Raw genomic sequence first — 25,561 nt, 5'->3', positions numbered from 1 at the left:
ATCGTTCTAGTTTTCGTATAGGTAACAACGCACAAAGTGGTTATCAGAGAGTTGAGTTACGCTAGGTAGTTTCTCTTTGCATCGTTCACTCGCATGAGTGCAGCGACCAGCGAAAGGGCAGCCTGCTGACTCTGGAGTCCAAAGAGGAATCTCTCCTTTGTTGCCTTCGAGTTTGTGGTGAATCGATTTACTAGGATCAGGCACTGCTGAGACCAGAAGCTTGGTGTAAGGGTGTTGTGGATCGTGAATGATCTCCTCAGTATCGCCCCACTCCACCATGTGTCCGACATACATAACCGCAAGATCTTCGGCGATGTAGCGCGCAGTTGCGATATCGTGGGTGATGTAGAGAAGCGACATTTTCTTTTCAAACTTCATCTCTTCCATCAGGTTGAGGACACCGGCACGTATTGAAACATCGAGCATCGAAGTTGGCTCATCAGCCAGTACAACCTCAGCGCCCACCGCAATGTTTCTAGCAAGGTTCACACGCTGACGCTGTCCCCCAGAAAGTTGGTGAGGGTACTTCGCCGCCGTCTCTTTTGGCGGAATCAGGCCAACTTGCTCGAGCAGGTCGTACACGCGCTCTTCGAGCTCTTTCTTGTTGCCTGACGTGATTTTTTTATGAATCAACAGAGGGCGGGCAATATGGTGGAAAATGGTGTGGGTTGGGTTGAGAGAGCCAAACGGGTCTTGCCACACCATCTGTACGCCTTCTCGGTAAGTCATCATGTCCGATTTAGACTCAATGCCTTGAATGTCACGTCCTTTGTATTCAATCGCTCCGCCAGAAGGGGCATACATTTTGGCGATCATTTTGGCAGTGGTTGATTTGCCAGAGCCTGACTCCCCCACAACCGATAGGCCGCGACTTTTGTACATTTTGAACGACACGTCATTAATCGCACGCATCATAGGTTGGTTGAGTGCATTACTGTTGATTGGAAAGTCTTTGATCAGGTTTTTACCCTCAATCAACAGTTCGCCAAATTGTGTACTCATAGTATTCTCCAAAATCTTTAATTACTGCTAGAGGGCTAAACCTGGGCCTGTGCAATCGGCTCACCATAAAGATGGCAGTTTGATAAGCGGCCTGGCTCAATTTGACGTAGGTTGGTTGGCACACGGGAACAAGCTTCGTGCACACGATCACAGCGCGCTTGGAAACGGCAGCCTTGTGGCACCTCCAGCAGGTTAAGAGGGTTACCTGGAATACCCGTTAGTTTGGTTTTTGGCCCAGTGAGTGGAGGGAATGAGCTGCCTAGACCTTTGGTGTAAGGGTGGTATGGGCTCTCTAGAATCTGTTTTGAAGGAGCAACTTCAATCAGTTCACCCGAGTACATAATTCCGATGCGATCAGAGAACTCCACCATCAAAGACAAGTCGTGAGTGATGAAGAGAATCGAGAAGCCGAACTCTTCTTTTAGTGCGTAGATTTTTTGCAGAATTTCACGCTGAACAACGACATCGAGCGCCGTTGTCGGCTCATCCATGATGATCATTTTCGGATTCAGCGCCAGAGCAATGGCAATCACTAAACGCTGACGCATACCACCGGAAAATTGGTGAGGGTAGTCGTTCAATCGGCTTGGGTGGATATCAACAATCTCCAAAAGACCTTCAGCGCGACGCTTGGCTTGTTCGCGAGTCATATTGGTGTGTCGCATGATGACATCGCAGAACTGTTCTTCCATGGTCAATACAGGGTTGAGAGCGTTCATTGCACTTTGAAACACCATGGACATTTCACTCCAGCGAAATGCTTGCATGCGCTCATCGCTGTACTTGAGTATGTCTTCACCATTGAAGATTACTTGGCCACCGGTAATGAAAGCAGGCGGCTTATGCAGACGCATCAGCGAGAAGGCGACCGTTGATTTACCGCAGCCAGATTCACCAGCGAGGCCAAACACCTCACCTGGAGCGATATCAAAGCTCACGTTATTACACGCGCGCACATCGCCGGCATCAGTAATGTAATCTACGCAGAGGTTACGGATAGAAATAAGAGGTGCAGTCATGATTATTTATCTCCGCTCCAAAGTGCATTTTGTGGTGCCATCTCTGGCTCACGGTCTTCTTTGTCTTGTTTAGCCAGCTTTTTCCAGCGCTTCATACCTTTGTGAGAGCGAAGCTGAGGGTTAGCGATCTCATCAACGGCGAAGTTGAGAAGAGCAAGACCAGTAACGAGTAATGTTAGGGCGATACATGGAGCGAGTAGCTCCCACCAAGCGCCAATCAACATCGAAGAGGAGGTCTGTACGTTGTACAGCATGATGCCCCAGCTGATGGTGTTCGGATCGCCAAGTCCCAAGAATGAAAGAGTGGCTTCCATCATGATGGCGTACATCACTGAGCCGATGAAACTTGCCCCTACGATAGAGATAAGGTTTGGCAGAATCTCGACGAAAATGATGCGCCAAGAGGATTCCCCTAGTACTTCCGCCGCTTTAACAAACTCCTTCTCACGTAGAGCAAGTGTTTGTGAGCGTATCACCCTCGCCCCCCAAGCCCAGGACATAAAACCGATCACCAGGGTAATGGTTAGTGGGCCTGCTTCACCAATGAAGGCGGCCACGACAAACAGTAGCGGGTATTGTGGTATCACCAGCATAATGTTCATTGCTGCGGTCAGCACATCGTCGACCCGTCCACCAAAGTAACCCGCAGACACCCCAATCACTGTCGCGAGAATACAGACAGTGATACCAGCGCCAAAGCCCACAGCAAGCGATACACGAGCGCCATGTGCGACTTGTGACCAGACATCACGTCCCATTCGGGTTGTGCCTAACACATGCTCTGCATCTTTTGACATCGCAAGCGTACGACGATCGGTGGCTAGGTTCTCAGAGATCCAACCTGTCGGGTTGTTCTGCGCCGCTTTTACCACGAAACCTGGGTACTCATGCGGCTTGCCCGTGCGCTTGTCGGGAGCGTGTTGAGTCAGTAGTGGAGCAAAAGCTGCAATGAATAGGAAGGCTGCAAGAATGATGACCCCAGTCAGAGCCATTGGGTTGCGCCAGATGAGTTTTGCAAATTCTTTCATGATTATTTACCACCCTTACGTAGACGAGGGTCGAGTACCACATAAAGCATGTCGGCAACGAGGTTAAAGAACAGCATGAATAGCGTCATGATTAGAAGCTGTCCTTGGAGAACTTGGTAGTCACGAGCGTTGATCGCGTTGAACAAGACAGAGCCAAGACCTGGATAGTTGAAGATGATCTCGATAATGAGCTGACCACCAATGGCCATACCTAGAGACATTGATAGTGCTGTGACACTTGGCAGTAGGGCGTTGCGTGCGGCGTAGTGGAAAACCACGCGGTTTTCACTCAAGCCTTTCCCTTTGGCCATCGTGATGTAGTCTTCAGCCAATAGGTTGATCATATTGTTGCGCATGTTCACCAGGAAGCCACCAATCTGCACAACTGAGGCACAAAATAGAGGTAAAACAGCGTGATAAGCGACGTCTTTTATAAGTTCCCAGCTTGTCCAATCAGGGATCGTACCTGCGGTATAGGCATAACCAGTCGGGAACCATTTTAGGCCGATTGCAAAGGTAAACAGTGCGAGCATTGCGATGACTACTTGCGGTACGGCTTGAAGAATCAGCATACCTGGCGTCACAAACGCATCGTATTTGCTACCGCGTTTCCAAGCGGCAAAAATGCCAAGAATCGAACCAATGGAGAAAGAGAGCACAACAGCGGTACCCGCGAGGAAGAGAGACCAACCAAAAGCGCTGCCAAGGAGTGCATTCACTGAAAGCGGGTAGAACTGAATCGAGGTTCCTAGCTCCCAGGTCAGAATATTTTTCATGTAGGTGAGGTATTGAACCAGTAAACCGCCATCAACGAAGCCAAGTAGCTCTTTCATTGCTGCGATACGCTCTGGTGTCACCTGCACCGTGGTATGAGCAAACATCATGGTGACGGGATCACCCGGCATTGCTCGTGGAATAATAAAGTTTAAAGTTGCTGCAACAAGCAGCGCAATTAAATAGAACGTTAGACGTCTTAAAAAGTAACCCATAACTCACACCTTACTCACCCAGATAATTCCTGTTTCTGGATTCAGGTCGCTCCTAGCGAAATTTTGAGCGAACAAACCCCTGACGCTAAGCGCCATACAAAAAATAGTTAGAAGAGGTTTTAAAGGCGGCGCACGAGGGTACGCCGCAAGAAAAGAACGTTACTTAACTGGTTTTAGGTCCAGTACGTGTAGCAGACGCTCAGGGATACCAGCCCAAATGTTTGGACGGCCTTTTGGATTTTCTTCGTTCCACCAACCAGTGAAGCGCGTTGTGTTGTATTGGTACATGTAAGCACCAGACAGCACAGGGATAGTCACTTGGTCCGCTGCAATGATCTTCTGGATGCCGTGGGCGATCTCTAGCTGTTCATCTCGGTTAGCGGTCTTGTAGAAGCTATCAAGTAGGCCATCTAGCTGATCGTTTTTGTAGAAGTGCATCGCGAAGCGAGGCATACCATCACCAGATTGCAGTGTTGAGTTGTAGCCACTGTTCCAGTAGGTGTATGGATCCGCACCATGGAAGTAGTTGGTATACGCAACATCATAAGAGCCTTCAAGCATCGACTGGTTGTATACAGAGAAATCAGGCGTACGTGCTCGAGCACGAATACCCACTTCTTGTAGCTGTTCTACGGCAAGCTGCACAGTGTTATTAAAATCCGTCCAGCCATTCGGTGATTGAATCAGTAGCTCAAATTTCTTACCTGATGGTGTTTCAACAAAACCATCTTTATTGGTGTCCTTAAAGCCAGCCTGAGCAAGCAGTGCCTTTGCACCATCAGCATCGTAGCTGTTGAATTTCTGGTACTTCTTATGCGTAGCTTCATCAGACCAAGCCTCAAATGCGTAGCCTAAACCTGATGCAAAGTCGTTCACCGTACCACCACCATAGAATGCGATATCAATGATAGTCTGACGGTCAAGCGCCATAGAGAATGCGCGGCGGAAGTCGACATTGTTTAGTGCTTCTTGCTTCGCAGGATCTGGGTTTTTGTAGTTCACAACAAAGGCTTGAGTGCCCGCTGGTGGATACCAGTACTGATGGTTCGGGCTTGCAGCTGCATAGGTGCGGTCAATGTCTGGAACAAATGAAGATGTCCAGTCCATTTCACTATTTACCACCTTGCCAAGGAACTGATCGTTGTTAGCGATTTGTGGAACGCGCAGACAATCAACCTCTAGATTGTCGTTGTCCCAGTAGTTCGGGTTACGACATTGGATATAAAGTTGCGGTGTAAAGGTATCAACGACCGTAAATGGACCAGAGCCGACAGGGTTTTCGTTGGTGAAGGTTGCTGGATCATCAATCTTGCTCCAGACGTGCTCTGGAACGACAGGCACTTTAGCAATCTCGTAAGGAACATTTGAGTTTGCTTCGGTAAGTTTAAAGCGAACCTGGTAGTCGTTCAATTTCTCAACACTGGTTACCCAAGAGTTGATGCCGCTCTGATCAAGCTCTGGCTTGGCTTTTACTAGCTCGAAAGAGAAAATCACGTCATCCGCGTTAAAGGCTTCGCCGTCAGACCACTTTACACCCTTACGGATGTCAAACGTTACTGTCATTAGGTCGTCTGACATCGTGTAGTTTTCTGCTAAACGGAAGACAGGCTTGTTTCCGTGCATCTCATTAAAAACAACAAGCGGTTCGTACATGAAGTCCGTTGTCGTATGCAGGTTAGTTGCCCCTAGGTAAGGGTTAAAGTTACGTACAAAAGTCGTGAACTCTTTAGGGTGGACTGTCAGCTCGCTGCGCTCTGCCGCTGTTGCAACAGAAGCAAAGCCTGTGGTTGCAGTTGCGATGACCGCGGTAGCCAGTGCAGTTTTTTTAATATTGGTAAGCATAGCTGTTCCTTACTATTTGCTTTAGTTTCACTATGTGGAATATAGAGAAGCACTCAATGTGAGCCTTTCTCACTAAGACCTACCTCGATGAGGGGTAACAATGCGTTTGATTTCAAGGTTACGTCGAGTGGCCTGTAGGCCTTAGGTAAGGTAAGAAAACACCCTTTGCGCAGAATAGGCAATTCCAATTCTCGTTAAAACCGTTAAAACGTTAAAGTGCAACGTCAATTACGTTTATATTGTGTTGGTTGCTGTTTTTTTAAGCGTAGGTTGCCTTGAGATATCACTCGCATTTTATAGTCTTGATTTCTTATAATGTAAGTGAATACTTACCTATAGATATTTGTAGATTAAAGCTTGGAGAGAAATTAATACAAATGGCGATCTTGGTCACTCAAGCGTGAGTATCATAATTTTAGATGTAAAATTGATAGTGCCGTTTTGTTGTGATTCACCTCTCAAATGAATCAATTAAATACATTTGGAGGGGGTGTTTACCTTAGATATGTTCAAATTTACCCGCGTTTATCGCCGATTAGAACCTTTGAAGTCATCTTATTTTAACCGAGAAATAAACTGGATCGGCGAGCAAAGAAAGGCTCCGTTAGGAGCCTTGAAAGGGAAGGTTTTTGCTGAGGTTTAACTCGCAATGAGATGTTGCAACTTGTCTCTTAGCGCGATGATGTGTTGTCTCTGAGGTGTTTCACTCGCGCAGTATTCAAGGATGTAATCGAGGGAGTTGAGAACGGTTCGCCAGCGCGGTGTTTTGGGTAACGTTTCGATACGTAAGTATTTATCCAAAGTACGTGTTTGCAGTGTGCTTCGGTCAAGATAAACACGCCACAGGCCACTTTCCTCTGCAAAGGTGAACTTGGTCTGGCCCGTAGCACTTTCCCAGTAATCAAGGCCATTAGTCATCGCGTCAACCAGGACCTCACGCATAATATCTTGTTTAGACTGGTTGCTTTTCATCGCCCTTGCTGCAAGCTCGGTGAACTCGCCCCCTAAGCCCTGCAGTTGCTGAAGCTTCTCTTTATCTCCCTCAAAGGCATAGCTGGTTAAGGCTTCAACCGCGGACTCTAGATTGTAGATACGGTTGGCATTCACGCCCCCTCCAACATTGAAAATATACATACTTCGCAGCCCAGAGCCCTCTGGTAGTGTCAGGACATCACTGGATATCGACTGGCGAGTATCCTCTACAAAAATGTCGATATCGCCACAGAAGCGCTCTTGGTCAATGTTGAGATATTTCGGTGCAATGAAGTCTTCGGCGTTAGAGCGGAGAAGTTGCTCATGACTGCGCTTGAACAAGCGTGAGGCCGCTTCATTGGCAAACTTAACTTTCAGGTCATCTTTAATGCACAGTATGGCTTCAGGTGCACATTCAAGCTGCTCAAGCAGTCGCCCCTGTGTCTCTAATAGATTCGCTTCTGCGACCAATCGAAGCTTTAACTCCTGTTGCAACCGATCATTTTGTTGCCTGCGCTCTTCCGCTTTGCTTGCTTGAAGATGAGCCACGATCCGAGCTGCCAACTCTGGTTTGTTGAAGGGTTTTGACAAGAAATCGTTCGCACCAACGTCAAAGCCTTTCAGTTTGTCTTCGGTTTGATTCAACGCTGTTAGCATAATGATAGGCAGTTGGGCATGGTCATAGCTCTTACGTAGCTCAGTACATACCTCATAACCATTCAGTTCAGGCATCATAATATCGAGAAGCAACAGATCAGGTTGATGCTGCTCAACCATGGTAAGTGCTTGCTTACCGTCTGTTGCAGTGATGACCTGATAGCCCTCTAGGCGTAAGAAGCTATCGAGCACTCGCACGTTGACCGGTTCATCATCAGCAATAAGGATGACCGGGCTATCATCATTGACAGAGAGAGTAGGCGTTTGTTGTTCAAGTTCGATAATGGTCGGTGCATCGAAATGGGGTTGAGCAGGCTGTTGTATCGACTGTTCAATTTGCGCAGTATCGGCCTTTGGTAGTGTAAAACTCATGGTTGTGCCAACCATAGGTTGGCTACTCACAAACAGCGCACCACGCATAAGTTCTACCAGTTGGCGACTAATTGAGAGTCCAAGTCCCGCTCCCTGGCGATAGTGGGTGGAGTCTTTGCCAGCTTGAGTCAGTGGTTCAAAAATATGCTCAAGTTGCTCGCTTGGAATGCCTTGACCTGTATCCACTACTTGAACTCGAATATTGTCATCGACTTCGCTGGCGGAAATGACGATCTTGCCTTCGCTGGTGTATTTGATGGCATTGCCTACCAGATTGTACAGCACTTGCTCCAAGCGCTGCGGGTCTGCATCAATCCATAGATTCTCATCGACTTGATTGATAATGCGGATAGACTTATTTCCGAGTAGATGGTTAGACAGCTCAAGAACCAAACGTGTTGCGCTGGCAAGATTAACGGCAGAGGTTTCAATATCCAAGGTGCCATAGCGCATCTTGTGATAATCGAGTAGGTCATCAACGAGGTTTGATAGGCGTTGCCCACTGCTGACGATAATATCTAACTGATAGCGATGGTCAGCAGAGATAGGGCCGTTGGCTCCCGAGATCAGTGCTTCTGCAATTCCCACCATGCCGTGCAGTGGTGTGCGCAGCTCATGCGATGTGGTCGCGAGAAATTCATCTTTGAGTTTGTTGGCCAGTTGCAGGTCTTCATTCTGTTTTTTGATGATCGAGAGGTTCTCTTCCAACTCCTCGTTTTGGCTTTTGATCAGCAGTATCTTCTCGCGTATCGAACGTCGCATACGCTCGAAACTGACGGCAAGTCGGCCGATTTCATCCTTACGTTCGGTATTTTGCATCGCCTCATCTAAATCACCTGCTGAGGCTTTTTCAGCAGCCCAAGTCAACTTTAGGAGTGGGGAGGTGATGAAGTTTGATAGGTAGTGGGAGGCAATGACCACCAGTAAGATGGCGATTAACATGACGATAATGAACACTTTTTCGAGTTGTTGAACCCCAGCAAAGGCCTCACTTTCTGCTAGTTCAACCACGATAGCCCAATGAGTTTCGTCGATATTCACTGGCGTATAGGCCGCTAACATATCCTGGTTGAGGGCGTTTTGGTAACTGCCTACGCTAGTGAGGCCCTCTAATGCATAGGAGATGACCTGCAAGCTGGTTTGAATGTCGTCTTGTGAGTACCCCATAGTGCGGCTGAGGTAATCCTCACCGACAATCAGTGTCTTAACCCCTTTCTCATTACTTTGATTGGCCATCAATTTGGTAATCGCGTTGTTGGGAAGGCGGAATAGGGCATAGCTGTGCAGATAGCCTTGTTGAACGATTGGAGCGCCAAACCAAGCATACAACTTACCGTCTTGCTCAGAAAAATCGGAGACCACGACGGGGGTAAAGTCCTCATTGGTTTTGCGTTGTTCTGTGACCAATTCACGCAGGTGGGCGAAGGTTTGTCCTAGGTTCTCGTCTTTGTAGCGGCCAGTTAAAAGGTTCGTACCATAGTCGCTGTTTTTATGGATTGAATAGGTGACATTACCCTCTCTATCGACGAGCAAAATGTCGTCGAAATCTGAGCGCTTTTGCAGTTCTAGGTAGGCCCAATGATAGCGCTTGTGTAGCAAGCGATATCGCTCGCTGCCATTGAAGATGGGCGAATCTGGCAATATTGACGTTTTTATCTGATCGCCAGAGCTAGGAATATAGCGCTGCTGAGCATAGCTTTGCGCCTCTTCAATGGTGAGTCCGAGGTTTTGAAACGCATTCACTAAACCATAGAATCGACCGCCACTGGCATAAGCAAGCTCTGATCGCACAAAGCCCATCACTTCAGACTCTTTAGCCTCAAAGTAGTTGAGCACTTGCTGTTTTTTTGTGTCTCGAATTGAGACGAGATGAGAGGTGCTTTGTTCGCGCAGATCACTGGTGTGGGACTGCAGGAAAAAAAGTGCGATCCCTGTGAGTGGAATGATACTCAAAGTAAGGAATGCGATCATTAAGGTGCTTTGTAATCGCTTAAATTTTTGTTTCTTATACAACCCAAACATAGAAATTAACCTTATTTATTAATTGCTTGAGCTGGTATTGATTGTGATTGTATTTTTCTGTCTTGGGGGAGAAAAACGTTAGTCATAATACCTAGCCATCAGTCTCGTGAGTCAAAGTTGTCTCTAGTCTCAGGGGAAATGACACTGTTTTTATGAGATTGCTCGAACTCTTTACGCGACTATTTTGACAAAACTAACGAGTTTTTTTTCTTTGGCAAGTAAGTTGTTGGCAAAGCGTGTGGAATGGCGCAGTTTTGATTAACTGCGCTTATGGAACTTGAAAAGTAAATGGATTTAGCGATTAGCTGTGCGCTTGATAAATTGCGAACTTATTGGTCTTGGCTAACGTCTCACAATGGCCGAAAGCTTGCTCGATGATTGGGATGTACTTTAAGAAGCTATTCGCTACGACATACATCTGTCCTGACTTATTGAGATGTTTTGGTGCTTGCGCTAGCAGAGTTTCGGTTGCGCTATAACTGGTGTCTAGACCAGAGTGGAATGGTGGATTGGTCACCAAGAAATCGAGTTTCTCGTCAATATCGCTATACACATCTGAGGCAAATACTTCGCCCTGTAGGTTGTTTGCCGCTAATGTCGCTTGAGATGAGGCAATAGCAAGTGCACTGATGTCGCACATAGACAGCTTGATGCTTGGGTTTAGTCTTGCCATCACCGCTCCCAAAACACCAGCGCCACAACCGAAATCGAGTACATGGCCACTTAGTGCAGGTAGGTTATCTAACAGCAGGCGGCTACCAATATCAAACTCACCATGGCTAAAGACGCCCGGTAGACTGCGAATCGTGAGTGGCTGCTCTTGATAGGTCACTTGATACTCTTTAAACCAGCTGGCTATCTCGAACGGTGCAGGTTGCTCAGAGCATAGCCCCCAATAGAAAGAGCAGCGGCGAGCTGAGTCATATTTAGTAATACGTCCGTACGGCTTGAACATTTTTTCAATGCTCTTCACGCCAGAGCGGTTTTCACCCACCACCACAATCTCGGTGTCTTTACCCAGTTTTGCCAGCAGCATCGTTAATAGGTACTCGGCTTCGGCTTTTGCTTTGGGCCAGTACAACAAGATCAAGTCTGCTGGTGTATCCAGTGTAAACTCAGCGGCAAACTGGCTTTGAATGGTGTCGTATTGTTTAATTTGACGGTAGTAGCCGTAGTGCGTGGTAAAAACAGACACGGATTCACAATGCTGCTGTAGCTCGACAGGAAAAAGATCTTCAATTTCACCTGCGACGAGTACATGTTTACCAGAAAAATACTCGAGTTGACGTTGAGCCACTTGGCTTGGAGCAATGTAAGCAGACATAGCATACCTATCAAAATAAAAAGACGACTGATTGTCTCACAACCCGCCGCCTGCTTGAAGTCACGAAAGAGAAATCGCCCTAATCGGGCTCTGATTAACTACTTATGTGCTATCTAATGGTGATCTTGGTAATCCAAAAAGCTCTTAAACTCTTCTTCGTACAGGTTGAACAGAGTAATAGTAATAGCAAAGATCAGCGGGCCGTAGATAAGACCAATCAGACCAAACAGATGAATACCACCGAGCAGTGAGAAGAAGATCATTAAGGTATTCATTCCAGCGCTACCTTGCATCAGCAGTGGGCGCAGGATGTTATCGATTGATCCCACAATTGCGATACTCCAAATAGCCAAGAAAACACCCCAAGTGATATCACCAGTGAGGAATAGATAGGCGGTAGCAGGAATCCAAATCAGCGCTGTCCCCACCACGGGAATGAATGAAGCAAAGCCCATCATGGTACCCCAGAATAGTCCGGGGAATCCTGCGAGCCACATACCAATACCACCCGCAAAACCTTGAGCAATCGCCGTTAAGAAAGAGCCCATGACGGCGGATTTAGATACCTGCTCAATTTCTTCCAACAGCTTATCTTCTTGGCTGCGGGAAAAGGGCAAAATATGACGCATGGCAGTGATGATTTTGTCGTGGTCGCGCAGCAAGAAGAACAGCACAAATAGCATCAAGAAGAAGTTCATCAAGAAATTGGTGGCATCACCGAGGATCTTGGCACTGACCGCGACTAAGTTGGTGCCCAGAGTAGAGGCAAGCTGTGCGGCTTTTTCTGCGATCTGTTTTGGATCGATATCGTCAAACGGCAAATAGCTATTCACAAAGGCCAAGCCTTTAACTACCCAAGGGTGATTAAACAGCTCTTGGATACCGCCACTCGTCACCCACTGATACGCATTTTGCGAGAAACTTGAACCTTGTTGGACGATGGCTGCAAAGACGAAAAGCAGTGGAATGACAATAATGAAGGTCAAAACGGTGCAAGAGAGAAACGCCGCGAAGTTTGGTGCCTTTGGCAGTTTCTTCTCAATCCATTCGTGAATAGGGAACATGAGTAGAGAAATAATGAATGCCATCACAATCGAGTTAATGTAAGGCGCTACGAGTAAATAACAGGCAAATGCAGCCGCGAGCAGGGCGACGATTAAAACTCGATGACTCGAGGTAATTTTCACTTTATCTTGCATACAAATAGTTCCAACTGAGTTTGCACGAATGACAATTCGGCTTGTTTAGATACATAATGGATGTAAAACAGAGGGTTATCAATGTATGGGTTGTTGTAATCAGGAAGAAAACAGTTGTGGGAGTAACAAAAGCAGATCAATTCCGTGGTTTAGGTTAACTCTGGCGGTGCTGGCAGTTTTGGTGGTGATGAACTGGCAGTGAGGTGTTGAACTTTGCTTTACACATAAAAGAGGCCAGCATCTATGAGCTGGCCTAGAGAGTTAAGTCTTAAATGAGAGACTATTTCTCTTGCGCTAGAATCGCGAAACAGTGGTCTGCTGCATCCAGTGTTGCTTCGATCTCTTTGCCAGAGTGAGCCAGTGAGGTAAAGCTTGCTTCAAAAGCAGAAGGTGCTAAGTAAACGCCATGCTCTAGCATGAGGTGGAAGAAGCGCTTGAAGCGGTCGATATCACACTTAGTCACGTCTTCGTAGCAAGTGATCTGCTCTTGCTCGGTAAAGAAGAAGCCAAACATACCACCGACTTGGTTTACTTGTAGTGGAATGCCGTGCTTGTCTGCTAACGTCTTAAAGCCGTCAGCCAGTTGCTTGGTTTTCTTTGCTAGACGCTCTTCATTGCCTTCTTCGCGCAGGAGGTTAAGTGCAGCCAAACCTGCCGCCATTGCGACTGGGTTACCCGAAAGGGTACCTGCTTGGTAAACAGGCCCCGTTGGTGCGATGTACTGCATCACATCTTTGCGACCACCAAAAGCACCGACTGGCATACCGCCACCAATGACTTTACCTAGTGTCGTTAGGTCAGGCTTGATGTTGTAGTGTGCTTGAGCGCCACCAAGTGCGACGCGGAAGCCGGTCATCACTTCATCAAAAATAAGTAGTGCGCCTTCTTGGTCACAGATTTCACGCAGTCCTTCATGGAAGCCTGCTACCGGTGGAATACAGTTCATGTTGCCCGCCACTGGCTCAACAATGATACAAGCAATCTCACCTTTGTTCGCCGCAAATAGCTCACGAACAGAGTCTAAGTCATTGAAGGTTGCTGTGAGTGTGTACTTTGCAAAGTCAGCAGGTACACCCGGTGAGCTAGGTTGGCCTAGTGTCAAAGCACCTGAGCCTGCTTTTACAAGAAGGCTATCGGCATGACCGTGGTAGCAGCCCTCAAATTTCATGATTTTGTCGCGACCAGTGAAACCACGGGCAAGACGAATCGCGCTCATTGTCGCTTCAGTACCAGAGCTCACCATACGAACTTGCTCCATTGATGGAACCAGCTCGCTCACAAGTTCAGCCATCTCAATCTCTGTCGCGGTCGGTGCGCCGAAGCTCAGACCGCGCTGCGCTGCATTGATCACAGCATCGCGGATAGTCGTGTGGTTGTGGCCGAGGATCATTGGACCCCAAGAGCCCACATAGTCGATGTACGCTTTGCCGTCAGCATCAAAGATCAACGGGCCATCGGCACGCTCGATAAAGATCGGTGAGCCACCCACACCATTGAAAGCACGTACCGGTGAGTTCACGCCACCAGGAATGGTTTGTTGAGCTTTTTCGTACAGCTCTGCTGATTTGGTCATTCGACTATCCTCTTCTGATTACTTGGACCAAGTTAGCGCGCATTGTATACCCAATCAGGGTTTGTTTGCGAATTTCTCTCCGCAAATATCGATACCATAAGCACAAGTTTTCTATCGATGAATATTAATAGATAGACTCATCTGAGCAGAATACTTGAATGGAACAGTCAGGTATTAGATAATCGCGAAAAATACAATAGTTGGGTTTCACCTCTGCACTTTGAGTGAGTTATCGCAAATTCATTCTGGTGAGTGTGAGAAAATCATGAAACCTGCTCTACGGGAGAGTAGTTGTGAGCGAAGTAAAAATTCCATTGTCGTTTTCTGAAGCGGCAGCGACACGAGTGAAAACTCTGATTGCAGAAGAAGAAAACCCAGAACTGAAGCTGCGTGTGTACATCACAGGTGGCGGTTGTAGTGGTTTTCAGTACGGCTTTACGTTTGATGAAGCCGTAAACGAGGGCGATACCACGATTGAAAACTGTGGCGTGACCTTGGTGGTTGACCCAATGAGTCTGCAGTATCTTGTTGGTGGCGTGGTGGATTATACGGAAGGTCTAGAAGGTAGTCGCTTCTTTGTAGATAACCCAAATGCTACAACAACCTGTGGTTGTGGCGCATCGTTTAGTGTTTAATTAGCTCAATTAAAACAATTAGATGCAGCAGTTGGTGTGAACCAACTGCACCATACTTGCGTATAGAAGGAATCGATAAAAAAGTCGCCATATAAGCGGTTAAACACGCAAGAAAAACAAAAGGATTTGGTATGTCAAAGCTCCCCTCTGTTGGCTTGGGGCGTCTGGGTGCGCAGTTTACTCAGCGACCTTGGATTATCTCTGCACTTCTTCTTATTCTTCTTACTTTGTGGCTTGCTATGGGGCCAGCTCAGGCTGATTCACCACCCGGCAACAACAAAGACCAAGCTGTACCTTTAGCCAAAGTCGTTTTTGAGTCCTTCCGAGCAGAAGATACCTTTAAAAGTATCGACCTTTATGGACGTACCGCCCCCAATAAATCAGCCAATATTGGCGCAGAACACCCAGGGAAAATCGCTTCACTGGCGGTCAAAAAAGGCGACCAAGTTGAGAAAGGGCAGGTCATTGCGCAAATTGACAAAGGCGACCTCGATATTCAAATGGCCCGCGCCAGTGCCATGCTCAAGGTGCGCGAGAAAGAGTACAACGCGGCTCAATCGCTGAAAAACAAAGGCCTGCAAGGCGAAGTGGCTTTTGCTTCCGCGCAAGCCTCTTTAGCGGAGGCTAAGGCTATGGTCAGTGCTGTCCACTTGTCTTTGCGCAACACGCAGGTGTTGGCCCCCTTTAAAGGCATTGTTGATAACCTGCATATCGAGTTAGGCGATTATGTGGCGGTGGGCGACCCTATTGCGCACTTAATTGATCTAGAAAAGGTGGTGATCGAAGCGGATGTCAGTGAGCGTCATGTTCAAGACTTAGATCTTGGTCAGCAGGCGCAGATCCGATTTATTGATGGCAATCAAGCCACTGGCAAGGTGCGATATATCTCTCGCGTATCCTCACAAACCACCAATACATTCCCAATCGAGATTGAAATAGAGAACCCGCAACAAAGAATTCCAGCGGGGATCAGCTCAGAAGTCGAGCTTGCCTTAAGAGAGACTCAAGCAGTTAAGGTGACGCCTGCTATGTTGGCTCTAGATGAGAGTGGCAACTTGGGGGTAAAAACCTTAATTGATGATCGAGTGAAGTTTGTGCCTATCCAACTGGTCAAAGCCGAACAAGACGGTGTTTGGCTTTCAGGCTTGGGTAAACAGGTGAATATCATCACTACAGGTCAAGGTTTCGTGCGCGATGGCGATCAAGTGATTGCTACCCAAGCCAATTAGTAGGAGGCATTATGCTGTCAATTATCGACGCTGCGTTGTCTCGCTCTCGCACCATGCTGACTCTACTGGTGCTTATTTTAATTGCAGGCACGCTCACGTATATCACGATTCCAAAAGAATCGAGCCCAGATATTACCATTCCGATCATCTACGTATCGGTAGGGCATCAGGGGATCTCTCCCGATGATGCAGAGCGACTGCTCGTTCGACCAATTGAGCAAGAGCTGCGATCGATTGAAGGGGTGAAAGAGATGACCTCTACGGCGGCAGAGGGACATGCCTCTGTGATGTTGGAGTTTAGTGTCGGCGTTGACCTAGCCAAAGCGATGGCAGATGTACGAGATGCCGTTGACCAAGCAAAGCCGAAGCTGCCTTCAGACAGTGATGAGCCGACAGTCAATGAGGTTACGTTAGCTTCTGAAGAGCCAGTATTGTCGGTAGTGCTCTACGGCACTGTGCCGGAGCGAACCATAGTGCAAATTGCTCGGCAATTACGCGACAAACTAGAGAGTTATCGTCAAATTCTAGAAGTCGATATCGCAGGTGATCGTGAAGATATTGTAGAGATCATTGTCGACCCACTTCTAATGGAGAGCTATGGCCTAGATCAAGGTGATATCTATAATCTTATTGCTCTAAATAACCGAGTGGTCGCCGCAGGCTTTGTTGATACTGGTTATGGCCGCTTTTCTGTCAAAGTCCCTTCTGTTTTTTCTTCACTCAAGGATGTTCTTGAATTACCGGTCAAAGTTGATGGTAAGCAGGTCATTACGTTTGGTGATGTCGCTACCGTGCGCCGTGCGTTTCGTGATCCAGAGTCCTTTGCCCGCATGGACGGTAAATCAGCGGTCGTAATAGATGTGAAAAAGCGCGCGGGAGAAAACATCATAGAAACCGTTGAGCTGGTTAAAGCGGTGATGGCAGGGGCGCAGGAGCGCGAAGATTGGCCGAGTAACTTGCTGGTTAAGTATACGGGCGATCAGTCGGAAGATGTTGAAATGATGCTTAATGATCTGCAGAACAACATCCTCTCAGCTGTGATTCTGGTGGTGATTGTCATCATAGCTATTCTGGGCGTGAGAACGGCATTGCTGGTGGGTATTTCCATACCAGGCTCTTTCCTCACTGGGTTATTGGTGTTGTCGGTGTTTGGCTTAACCGTCAATATTATTGTGCTTTTCGCTCTGATCATGGCGGTGGGTATGCTGGTGGACGGAGCGATCGTCGTCACTGAGTTTGCTGATCGTCGAATGCAGGAAGGCACACCAAGAAAGCAAGCTTATCGTGATGCGGCGAGAAGAATGGCATGGCCTATCACGGCCTCTACAGCCACTACGTTGGCTGCGTTTGCTCCATTGCTATTTTGGCCAGATGTGACAGGCGAGTTCATGAAGTATCTCCCTCTGACCTTGATAGCAACCTTGTCGGCATCGCTGATTATGGCCATGCTGTTTGTGCCTGTATTAGGCGGATTGATTGGTAAGCCACAACAGGTGAGCGATGCAAATAGGGAGAAAATGGTCGCTTTGCATGAAGGGGATTTTTCTAAAGCGACAGGTATCACTAAGCTCTATTACCACACTCTAGCCATTGCTATCCATCACCCACTAAAGATCTTATTGGCGGCAATACTGATGGCGGTGGGTGTGGGTTTTGCCTATAACAAAGCGGGTTTAGGGGCAGAGTTTTTCCCAGAGGTCGACCCGCCTTTCTTTACCGTTAAGGTTCGCTCTTACGGTGACCTCTCTATTTATGAAAAAGACACCATCATGACGGACATTGAGCAAGTGGTGCTTGGGCATGATGAGTTTGAAAGTGTCTACACTCGCACTGGCGGTGACGATGAGATAGGCCAGATCCAGATTACACCTGTCGATTGGCAATATCGACGTTCTGTTAAGGCGATCATTGAAGAGTTAGAGGAAACAACGGCAAGCTTTTCTGGTGTAGAAATCGAGTTTAAGTTTCCAGATGCAGGGCCGCCCGTTGAGCATGATCTGGTGATTGAGATGACCTCAAGTGACAATTCAGTGCTCGATGGTGCAGCGAAACAGGTGAGAGCGTGGGCGGATGCCTACAGCGCGTTTACAAATATCAGTGACACGTCCAGCAAACCCGGTATTGATTGGCAAATTGATATCAAGCGAGATGATGCTGCGCGTTTTGCCGCTGATGCAACGTTGGTGGGTAATACGGTTCAGTTCGTCACCAATGGTTTGAAAATTGGTGAGTACTTGCCAGATGACGCCGATGAAGAAGTGGACATATTGGTGCGTTACCCTGAAGAGAAGCGCGATATTGGCCGTTTTGATGAGCTCAGAGTGAAAACGCCCGCAGGGCTAGTGCCAATCACCAACTTTGCTCAAATTACGCCGGATCATAAACAGGACACCATTACTCGTATTGATGGTGAGCGTGTTATCAATGTGCAAGCAGACATGCGGGAAGGGTTTAACCTGGCGCTTGAGCTTCCCAAGATTCAACAGGCGATTGCGCAGCTCCCATTGCCAGAAGGTGTAGAGTTTAAGATACGTGGTCAAAATGAAGAGCAGGAAAATTCATCAGCGTTTCTACAAAATGCCTTTATCGTGGCGCTAGCGGTCATGGCGCTGATACTGATCACGCAGTTCAATAGTTTCTATCAAGCTTTTCTTATTCTCAGCGCCGTGTTGTTCTCGACTGTTGGGGTCTTTGCTGGTCTATTGATCTTCCAAAAACCGTTTGGCGTTATTATGTCAGGTATTGGGGTGATCGCGCTGGCAGGGATTGTCGTTAACAACAATATCGTACTGATTGATACCTATAATCAACTGCTCAAACGTGGTTTAGACAAGCATGAAGCGATACTTCGCACGGGTGTCCAGCGTTTACGTCCGGTGATGTTAACGACGGTCACTACCATTTTGGGTTTGCTGCCAATGGTGTTGGAAATGAACATTGACTTAGTGAATCAGAAAATTGAATTTGGTGCGCCAAGCACTCAATGGTGGTCACAGTTAGCGACAGCAGTCGCCGGGGGCTTAGCTTTTGCCACTGTTTTGACTCTGGTACTTACGCCCTGTCTTTTGATGATAGGACGTAAGCACGAGATAGATAAAACGGAAGTAAGCGAATAGTATTTAGCGCAGTGAGTCGCTGCTAATTGGTGTAAAGAAGCTCACTGTAGCGCTCTAACTTTGCCAGCTTGATCTCTGCATTCGCGATAAAGGTCGTTTTCGCACTGCCAGAGAGCGACTTAGACTGCGGTAGTTTGACCGTTCTTGGGTTCTTGTGTACACCATTTACTAGGAACTCATAGTGAAGGTGTGGACCTGTCACTCTGCCTGTCCCGCCTAGCGTCCCGATGGTCTGCCCTTGCTTGACGCGTTGGCCTGTTTTGACTTTACGCTTTTGTAGGTGGAGATATTTGGTCATGTAGGTGTTGCTATGGCGAATAAAGACATAGTTGCCGTTAAACTTGTTGTAGCCAGACTTTTCAACGACCCCATCGCCCGCAGCCCAAATAGGTGTGCCGACGGGCGCTGCGTAGTCGGTGCCTCTATGAGCTCTGACTTGCCCGGTTACTGGGTGGCGCCGAGTGGGATTGAAGTTAGAGGTCACACGACGAAAATCGAGGGGTGAACGTAAGAAAGCCTTCTTCATCGCTCGACCATTTTGATCGAAATAGTTGCCCGTTTTTTCATCGAGGATCGCAGTAAAGGTATCTCCTTGGTTTTTGAAGGTCGCCGCGATGATCTTACCTCTACCAATCACTTCACCTTCCACTACTTGCTCTTGATATAGGAGTTGGAAATGGTCGTCTTTGCGAATGTCCAATGCAAAGTCGATGTCCCAACCAAAAATTCCCGCGAGCTCCATAATTTGATTAGCCGTTAACCCAGCAGAGCGTCCGGCATTCCAGAAGTTAGATGAGATACTCGCTTCAGCGTAGTTGTATTGATAAATGACGTCTTTCGTCGCCAGTTGAGACTCAAATCCTTGAGCGGTTTTGGTGATGACAAAAGTTTCAAAGGCGCTTTGTGGTCGGCGCAATTCAATCAGCTCCCCTTCGACATCAAACCCAAACTCGAGAACATCACCAGGCTTGAGGCGAGAAAGTTGCTTCTCGATCTCTTTATTCGTTGACGTTAGCTGGTAAAGCTGACGAGAAGACAAACCCAAACGCTGGAACAGTATCGCGGCACTCTCGCCACTGCCAACCGTATGGCTTTGCCAATTGAGTCCAACACTGTCGGGAAGGGTGATGCTGGGAGAGAGCTGGCGAGGCTTAACCGTCAGAGCGTAAGGCTTACCAATTTCATAGTTGTTGGTTTCGTCGATGAGCGTATGCGGCTCTGGTAGAAAGAACAGAGCAAAGGTAATCAAGGCCGATGCAAAGCCGATAAGCAGACGATGAAGCCAAGGTAGGCGTTGGAAAATAGACAACATGATGCGTGTGATTGTCGCTCAATGAGTTTTTTTGTTGTAACTACAGTCTAACTGGTTTCAAAAGTAGCTGCTATTCAAGTACACTGTCTGATTATTAAATTTTGCCAAATCTGTGGGAGTGAACAAGAATGGCGAGCATTGAAGCTGCACTAGCCGAGATTAAGCGCGGTGTTGACGAACTGATTCCAGAAGAAGAACTGATTGCAAAACTGAAAGAGGGTCGTCCTCTTCGTATCAAACTGGGGGCCGATCCAACGGCGCCGGACATCCACCTAGGCCACACGGTTATCTTGAACAAGCTACGCGCGTTCCAAGAGCTAGGCCATGACGTGACGTTCCTAATTGGTGACTTCACGGGGATGGTTGGTGATCCAACAGGTAAAAACACGACTCGTCCACCACTCACGCGTGAAGACGTGCTACGTAATGCTGAAACGTATAAAGAGCAGGTATTTAAGATCCTAGATCCTGCGAAAACGAAAATCGCATTCAACTCTGAGTGGCTATCGGAGCTTGGCGCTGAAGGCATGATTCGCCTTGCTGCAAGTCAAACGGTTGCACGTATGCTTGAGCGTGATGACTTTAAAAAGCGTTACGGTAACAACCAGCCAATCGCTATCCATGAGTTTATGTACCCACTCCTACAAGGTTATGACTCAGTTGCAATGGAAACGGATGTTGAGCTGGGTGGTACGGACCAGAAGTTCAACCTGCTAATGGGTCGTGAGCTGCAAAAAGCCAACGGCCAGAAGCCACAGGTCGTACTGACTATGCCACTATTGGTTGGCCTTGACGGCGTTAAGAAAATGTCGAAATCAGCGCACAACTACATTGGTGTGAGCGAAGCACCAAGCGAGATGTTCGGTAAGATCATGTCGATCTCTGATGACCTAATGTGGAGCTACTACGAGCTGCTATCATTCCGTCCTCTAGAAGAGATCGCTCAGTTCAAGGCGGGCGTTGAAGCAGGTAAAAACCCACGCGACGTAAAAGTATTACTCGCTAAAGAGATCATCGCTCGCTTCCACTCTGAAGCGGATGCGGATGCGGCAGAGCAAGAGTTTGTAAACCGTTTTGCTAAGAACCAGATCCCAGACGAAATGCCTGAGTTTGATTTTGAAGCGGGTCTGCCAGTGAGCAACATCCTAAAAGAAGCAGGTCTATGTGCCTCTACTTCTGAAGCGATGCGTATGGTGAAGCAGGGTGCTGCAAAGATTGACGGCGAGAAGGTTGCTGATGCCAAGTTTGCACCAGAAGCAGGTACTTATGTGATGCAGGTGGGTAAGCGTAAGTTTGCCCGTATCACGATTAAGTAAGCGAACGAACAACAAATTATGAATAGATGGGTCAAGATGGAAACATTTTGACCCATTTTTTTGTGAGCTATCACTGATTTGTCATATTAATTCATTCGATGACTTGCTATACTCCCGCCCACTGCAATTGTTGCAGTCACTTTGGAGATAACTATGAACAATACCGACCATCCTCCTAGTATGAAGGGAGAAGAATAGCCCGCTTCGGTATTGGCGATCTCTGTCTCTACCATTGCGGTAGAGAGTCCACTTTTCTAACACACTTTCAAAAGTTTCCTCTCGTATTTTTCTCCTGTTTATCTAGTTAAAGAGATACGCTTTGTCACGCCTAAAATTTGTCTAGGCCTAGGTCTAGGTATAGGCACTTTGCGTTTGTCTTTGATGGTCGTTACCTGTTGCCAATCGGGAGATTCGCCATGACGGTAATGAGCAATACTATTTTGGAGCAAGCGCCACGCTATTCTCGTGAAGAGATCGGGGCGGCAAGGAATGCATTTTTACAGTACAACCAAGACAAACAGGTTGAACTGTTGACTGTGATGCCAATGGAAGAAGCGGTGGCTATTTTGCACTACTGCTCGCTAGGTCATGTACAGGATTTGATTAATCAACTTGATATTGATGGTCACGACAAACTCGCGCGTCACTTTGCGCACCACTTGGGTTTGATTCACTCAGAGGTCGAGCCAGCGAACAGCTATCTCTCTACTTCGGTGTTCGACCACTTTAAGCAGCGAATCGGCTGGATTGTCGCATTGGCACTGCTCGGCATCGTGTCAGGTTTGATCATCGCTCAGTATGAGGACACGCTAAGTCAGCTTGTGCTGTTGGCGATCTACATGCCAGTTATTGCCGCTGCGGGGGGTAACACGGGTACGCAGGCAGCAACCTTGGTGATTCGAGCCCTGGCTACTGGAGAGCTGAAAAAGCGCCAGTGGGTGGATGTGCTTTGGAAAGAGAGTCGAGTAGCAATCTGCATTGCGGCAGTGATCGCTTTGGTGATTGTTGGTCGCATCTTGGTGTTTAGCGATAGCTCTTCAACCGGCGGTTTTGACTTAAATACCATCGCACTGGCTATCGCAGTGGCTCTGTTTATACAGGTGACCATTTCGACTATTTTAGGTGGCTTACTGCCTATTCTAGCGCGTGCGTTTAAACTCGACCCTGCGGTACTGGTTAGCCCAGTACTGGCATCCATCGTCGATATTTCAGGCATGTGGATCTACTTCACGGTTGTGAACTACTTCTTGGGTATTGCCTGAGAAAATTCCACCACCTGTTGATAAAACAGCGTCTCAAATTGAGTAATTGGCGCGACAGTCGGCTGACTGTCGCGCTTTTTATTTGGGTAATAGTCAGCGACAAACTGCACGAACAGCGTTTGCGGCTCACCTTTCTCATCTAATCCAAAGCCGGCCATATTGTAAGTTCCATAGACAGAACCACTTTTAGCAACAATATTGCCTTTTACTGGAGATTTACGCATGCTGCGTCGATACTGCAGTGTGCCTGACTCTCCTGCTGTCGGCATAATGTCAATCAGTCTAAGTTGCTGCTCATTTTCCCACACATAGCGCAGCACTTGGCTTAAGCTGTGATTGGTCAAACGATTGTTGCGTGATAAGCCAGAGCCATCGGCCAATTGCGCGCGACTCAAGTCAATGCCGGTATTAGCGAATATAATCTGTTTGATGGCTTCGGTTCCGTTAGCAAAGCTGCCGGGTTGAAGATAAAAATGGTGGCCGAGTGTTTTGGTGAGGTTATCCGCAATCAAGTTGTTAGAGGACTTGAGCATCTTTTCCAGCATTAGTTCTAACGACGGCGATTTGTGTGATGCTAGCAGTTTGCTTGAATTTGTATTGGGCTTTGCGCCCACTCTCACCTGGCCATTGAAGGCGATACCTTGCTGATTGAGCAGGCGTTGCATCACCCTAGATACATAAAGTGACGTGTCCTGAACCGCAAAGCGCAGCGGCAGGGGCTTATCACGGCTCACCAAGCAGCCATTGATCTTAAAATGGTTGTCGTCTGCCGTGGTCAGTTCCAGTGAACATTGACTGCTCTCTTTCTCCACCTTAGTGACGGTTTTCGCTTGCGTCTCGACATAGATAGGCTGGTGCTCTGGAACAAACACGCGAGTCGATCCATCGTTGTTGGTATAAATAGAAGCTTGCACGCAGTTTTTATCTAACGTGATGGCACTCGCTGGTGCGCTATAGCAAACCCCTAGAATATCCCACGGCCAGCCGACGGCACGTTCATAGCCACTGAAGATACTGTTATCGAGCCAAATGTCTCCATCAACTTGTTTGATTCCTTTGGCTTTAATCTGACTGAGCATGTCAGATAGGTCTTTATTGGTCAGTAGTGGGTCGCCGCTAAATTGAATCACCCAGTCTTGCTGGTTCTGGATTACTCGAGTTTCAAAGCGAAAGCTATCGCCAAGCTCTAGCTTTGCCGCCAATGCAGTGACAACTTTTAGCGTGCTGGCTGGTGGGAATAATTGCTGAGTATCACCAAAGCTTTGGATGGATTGATTGTTGGCGAGGCTTTCAATTTGTGTTGAGACGCGACTGCCTTCAGGAAGCGCTTCCACTGGTGGGAGGGCGAGGGCAGTTTGCGCCGAGATAGAACTGAATAGAATTGCACCGGCCCATTTTGAGCCAGAGATAAGTTGCGAGTAAGCCATACTGTCGTTCCGTGAGCGTCGTTATTATTTGTGTGCGCTCGTTTATCATAGCGTGTTTTATAGCATGGTGTGAGGTCGTAGATAAAAAAGAAGCCAGGCGTTAGCCTAGCTTCATCAATGTGTTAGGTTCAGTTAACTCTTAGAAAGAGTATTTTAGACCTAGACGCAGAGTGTCTTCGCCTTGAACTTTTAGACCATCTACATATTCACTATCAAGGTTATTTAGCTGATAAGCTAAGTAAGCATTCATGTTTTTGTTGAATGCGTAATCACCAGTAATTTCGAAGAAATCACTTTGATCTTCTTTGCTACCATTTACTTTAACGTCAGTCTTTTGGTAAGCACCCATAATAGAGAAACCATTGCCAAAGCCGTATACAGCAGCAAGTTCTACACCGTTGAAGTCAGAACCATCTTTATCATCTACTTCACCAGTCGTGTATGTACCTGCTAAGTATAGAGATTCGTATGTGTAGTTAACACCAGCGATGATTGCATCACCAGAACCATTATCTTCACCGTTGTCACCACCAGAGTAACCTAGACCTAGGCCTAGACCCATTGGTAGGTTGTAGATAGCAGAGATACCGTAACCATTGGTGTCTTTATCTTCGCCTAAGATAGCACTCGCTTTAACAGTTAGTGCGTCAAAGTCGCCAGTGTAAAGAATAGTGTTGTTGATCTGCTCGTTACCTGCATTGATGAACTCTTTTTGAGCACCAGTGAAGGTAGTTACGTCAGACATTTGAGAGATTTGCACAGCTGCAGTATCTTGGCGACCGAATGAGATAGCACCGAAGTCACCTTTTAGACCTGCAAACATGTAGCGTTGTTTGAAGTCAGTGTTTGTATCGTCACTCACTTGGTCATTTGCAGAAGAGCCAACACCTTGCTCCGCTTCATAGAAACCGAAGCCAGATAGGTTGTTTGTAATTTCAGTTGTGCCACCAACGTTTAGACGGAAGCGGCTTTGGTTTGCCATAGTTCCGTCAATTTCTGCACCATCTGAACCAATGAAATCACCACGGAATTCCGCGCGACCGCCGATGTTTAGTTCAGTGCCTTCGCTGCTGTATACGTTAGCTGCGTTAGCGCCAGTAGCCAGTGCGGCAACCGAAACTGCTAGAGCAATCAGAGTTTTGTTCATCTTATAAGTCCTAATTTACTGTCCATAAATCATGTAGTTACTGTGCGAAAGGGATCACCTTTTGCGGGGGTAAGCATGCTTGCATACCAAAAGTCATTCAAGCGATTCACGTCATATT

At 47.4% G+C, this 25,561-nt stretch carries 17 protein-coding genes; 5 read left to right on the top strand and 12 right to left on the bottom strand.

The window, feature by feature from the left end; genetic code table 11:
* Positions 1 to 6 precede the first annotated feature (6 nt).
* From GT360_RS11900 to hemL, 9 genes are all read right to left on the bottom strand, one after another.
* Positions 7 to 1,002, bottom strand: a complete 996-nt coding sequence (locus tag GT360_RS11900; RefSeq protein WP_164649085.1) for an ABC transporter ATP-binding protein — start codon at positions 1,000 to 1,002, stop codon at positions 7 to 9.
* Positions 1,003 to 1,037: 35 nt separating this feature from the next.
* On the bottom strand, positions 1,038 to 2,021 hold the full coding sequence (locus GT360_RS11895; protein ID WP_164649084.1) for an ABC transporter ATP-binding protein: 984 nt from the start codon (positions 2,019 to 2,021) through the stop codon (positions 1,038 to 1,040).
* 2 nt (positions 2,022 to 2,023) lie between these two features.
* On the bottom strand, positions 2,024 to 3,049 hold the full coding sequence (locus GT360_RS11890; RefSeq protein WP_164649083.1) for an ABC transporter permease: 1,026 nt from the start codon (positions 3,047 to 3,049) through the stop codon (positions 2,024 to 2,026).
* Positions 3,050 to 3,051: 2 nt separating this feature from the next.
* Positions 3,052 to 4,038, bottom strand: coding sequence for an ABC transporter permease (locus GT360_RS11885; RefSeq protein WP_164649082.1), 987 nt, complete (start codon positions 4,036 to 4,038; stop codon positions 3,052 to 3,054).
* Positions 4,039 to 4,197: 159 nt separating this feature from the next.
* A complete protein-coding gene (locus GT360_RS11880) occupies positions 4,198 to 5,880 on the bottom strand; it encodes an ABC transporter substrate-binding protein (RefSeq protein ID WP_164649081.1) in 1,683 nt (560 codons plus the stop codon).
* A 639-nt stretch (positions 5,881 to 6,519) separates the two neighbouring features.
* Entirely contained in the window at positions 6,520 to 9,903 is a 3,384-nt protein-coding gene (locus tag GT360_RS11875) for a response regulator (RefSeq protein ID WP_164649080.1), read from the bottom strand.
* A 301-nt stretch (positions 9,904 to 10,204) separates the two neighbouring features.
* The gene (rsmC, locus tag GT360_RS11870; protein WP_164649079.1) at positions 10,205 to 11,227 is read right to left on the bottom strand and encodes a 16S rRNA (guanine(1207)-N(2))-methyltransferase RsmC; all 1,023 of its coding nucleotides are present in this window, start codon (positions 11,225 to 11,227) and stop codon (positions 10,205 to 10,207) included.
* A 113-nt stretch (positions 11,228 to 11,340) separates the two neighbouring features.
* Positions 11,341 to 12,426, bottom strand: a complete 1,086-nt coding sequence (locus GT360_RS11865; protein ID WP_164649078.1) for an AI-2E family transporter — start codon at positions 12,424 to 12,426, stop codon at positions 11,341 to 11,343.
* Between the two features lie 280 nt (positions 12,427 to 12,706).
* A complete protein-coding gene (gene hemL / locus GT360_RS11860; RefSeq protein WP_164649077.1) occupies positions 12,707 to 13,999 on the bottom strand; it encodes a glutamate-1-semialdehyde 2,1-aminomutase in 1,293 nt (430 codons plus the stop codon).
* Between the two features lie 293 nt (positions 14,000 to 14,292).
* On the opposite strand from hemL, the gene erpA reads away from it, so the two are divergent.
* From erpA to GT360_RS11845, 3 genes are all read left to right on the top strand, one after another.
* Complete coding sequence (erpA, locus tag GT360_RS11855; RefSeq protein ID WP_164649076.1) at positions 14,293 to 14,634, top strand: iron-sulfur cluster insertion protein ErpA; 342 nt, start codon at positions 14,293 to 14,295, stop codon at positions 14,632 to 14,634.
* Positions 14,635 to 14,765: 131 nt separating this feature from the next.
* Positions 14,766 to 15,863 (top strand): efflux RND transporter periplasmic adaptor subunit, encoded by a 1,098-nt coding sequence (locus GT360_RS11850; protein ID WP_164649075.1) that lies wholly within the window; start codon positions 14,766 to 14,768, stop codon positions 15,861 to 15,863.
* Positions 15,864 to 15,874: 11 nt separating this feature from the next.
* Positions 15,875 to 18,979 carry an efflux RND transporter permease subunit gene (locus GT360_RS11845; protein ID WP_164649074.1) on the top strand — a complete coding sequence of 1,035 codons (3,105 nt, stop codon included), beginning with the start codon at positions 15,875 to 15,877 and terminating at the stop codon, positions 18,977 to 18,979.
* A gap of 22 nt (positions 18,980 to 19,001) precedes the next feature.
* Here GT360_RS11845 and GT360_RS11840 read toward each other — a convergent pair whose 3' ends face one another.
* Positions 19,002 to 20,291 carry a peptidoglycan DD-metalloendopeptidase family protein gene (locus GT360_RS11840; protein WP_164649073.1) on the bottom strand — a complete coding sequence of 430 codons (1,290 nt, stop codon included), beginning with the start codon at positions 20,289 to 20,291 and terminating at the stop codon, positions 19,002 to 19,004.
* A gap of 128 nt (positions 20,292 to 20,419) precedes the next feature.
* On the opposite strand from GT360_RS11840, the gene tyrS reads away from it, so the two are divergent.
* Both tyrS and GT360_RS11830 read left to right on the top strand, forming a co-directional pair.
* Positions 20,420 to 21,607, top strand: a complete 1,188-nt coding sequence (gene tyrS, locus GT360_RS11835) for a tyrosine--tRNA ligase (protein ID WP_164649072.1) — start codon at positions 20,420 to 20,422, stop codon at positions 21,605 to 21,607.
* A gap of 416 nt (positions 21,608 to 22,023) precedes the next feature.
* On the top strand, positions 22,024 to 22,869 hold the full coding sequence (locus tag GT360_RS11830; protein ID WP_164649071.1) for a magnesium transporter: 846 nt from the start codon (positions 22,024 to 22,026) through the stop codon (positions 22,867 to 22,869).
* On the opposite strand, the gene dacB is transcribed toward GT360_RS11830, so the two are convergent.
* Positions 22,848 to 24,296, bottom strand: a complete 1,449-nt coding sequence (gene dacB, locus GT360_RS11825; protein WP_164649070.1) for a serine-type D-Ala-D-Ala carboxypeptidase — start codon at positions 24,294 to 24,296, stop codon at positions 22,848 to 22,850. The two genes, GT360_RS11830 and dacB, sit on opposite strands and share 22 nt — an antisense overlap.
* Before the next feature lie 139 nt (positions 24,297 to 24,435).
* Positions 24,436 to 25,443: a porin gene (locus tag GT360_RS11820; RefSeq protein WP_164649069.1), complete on the bottom strand. Its 1,008-nt coding sequence runs from the start codon at positions 25,441 to 25,443 to the stop codon at positions 24,436 to 24,438.
* Positions 25,444 to 25,561 lie beyond the last annotated feature (118 nt).

This window comes from Vibrio astriarenae (genome assembly GCF_010587385.1).
Classification (GTDB): Bacteria; Pseudomonadota; Gammaproteobacteria; order Enterobacterales; family Vibrionaceae; genus Vibrio; species Vibrio astriarenae.
The sequence above is the reverse complement of the archived record's forward strand: the minus strand, read 5'-3'. Positions and strand labels throughout refer to the sequence as shown.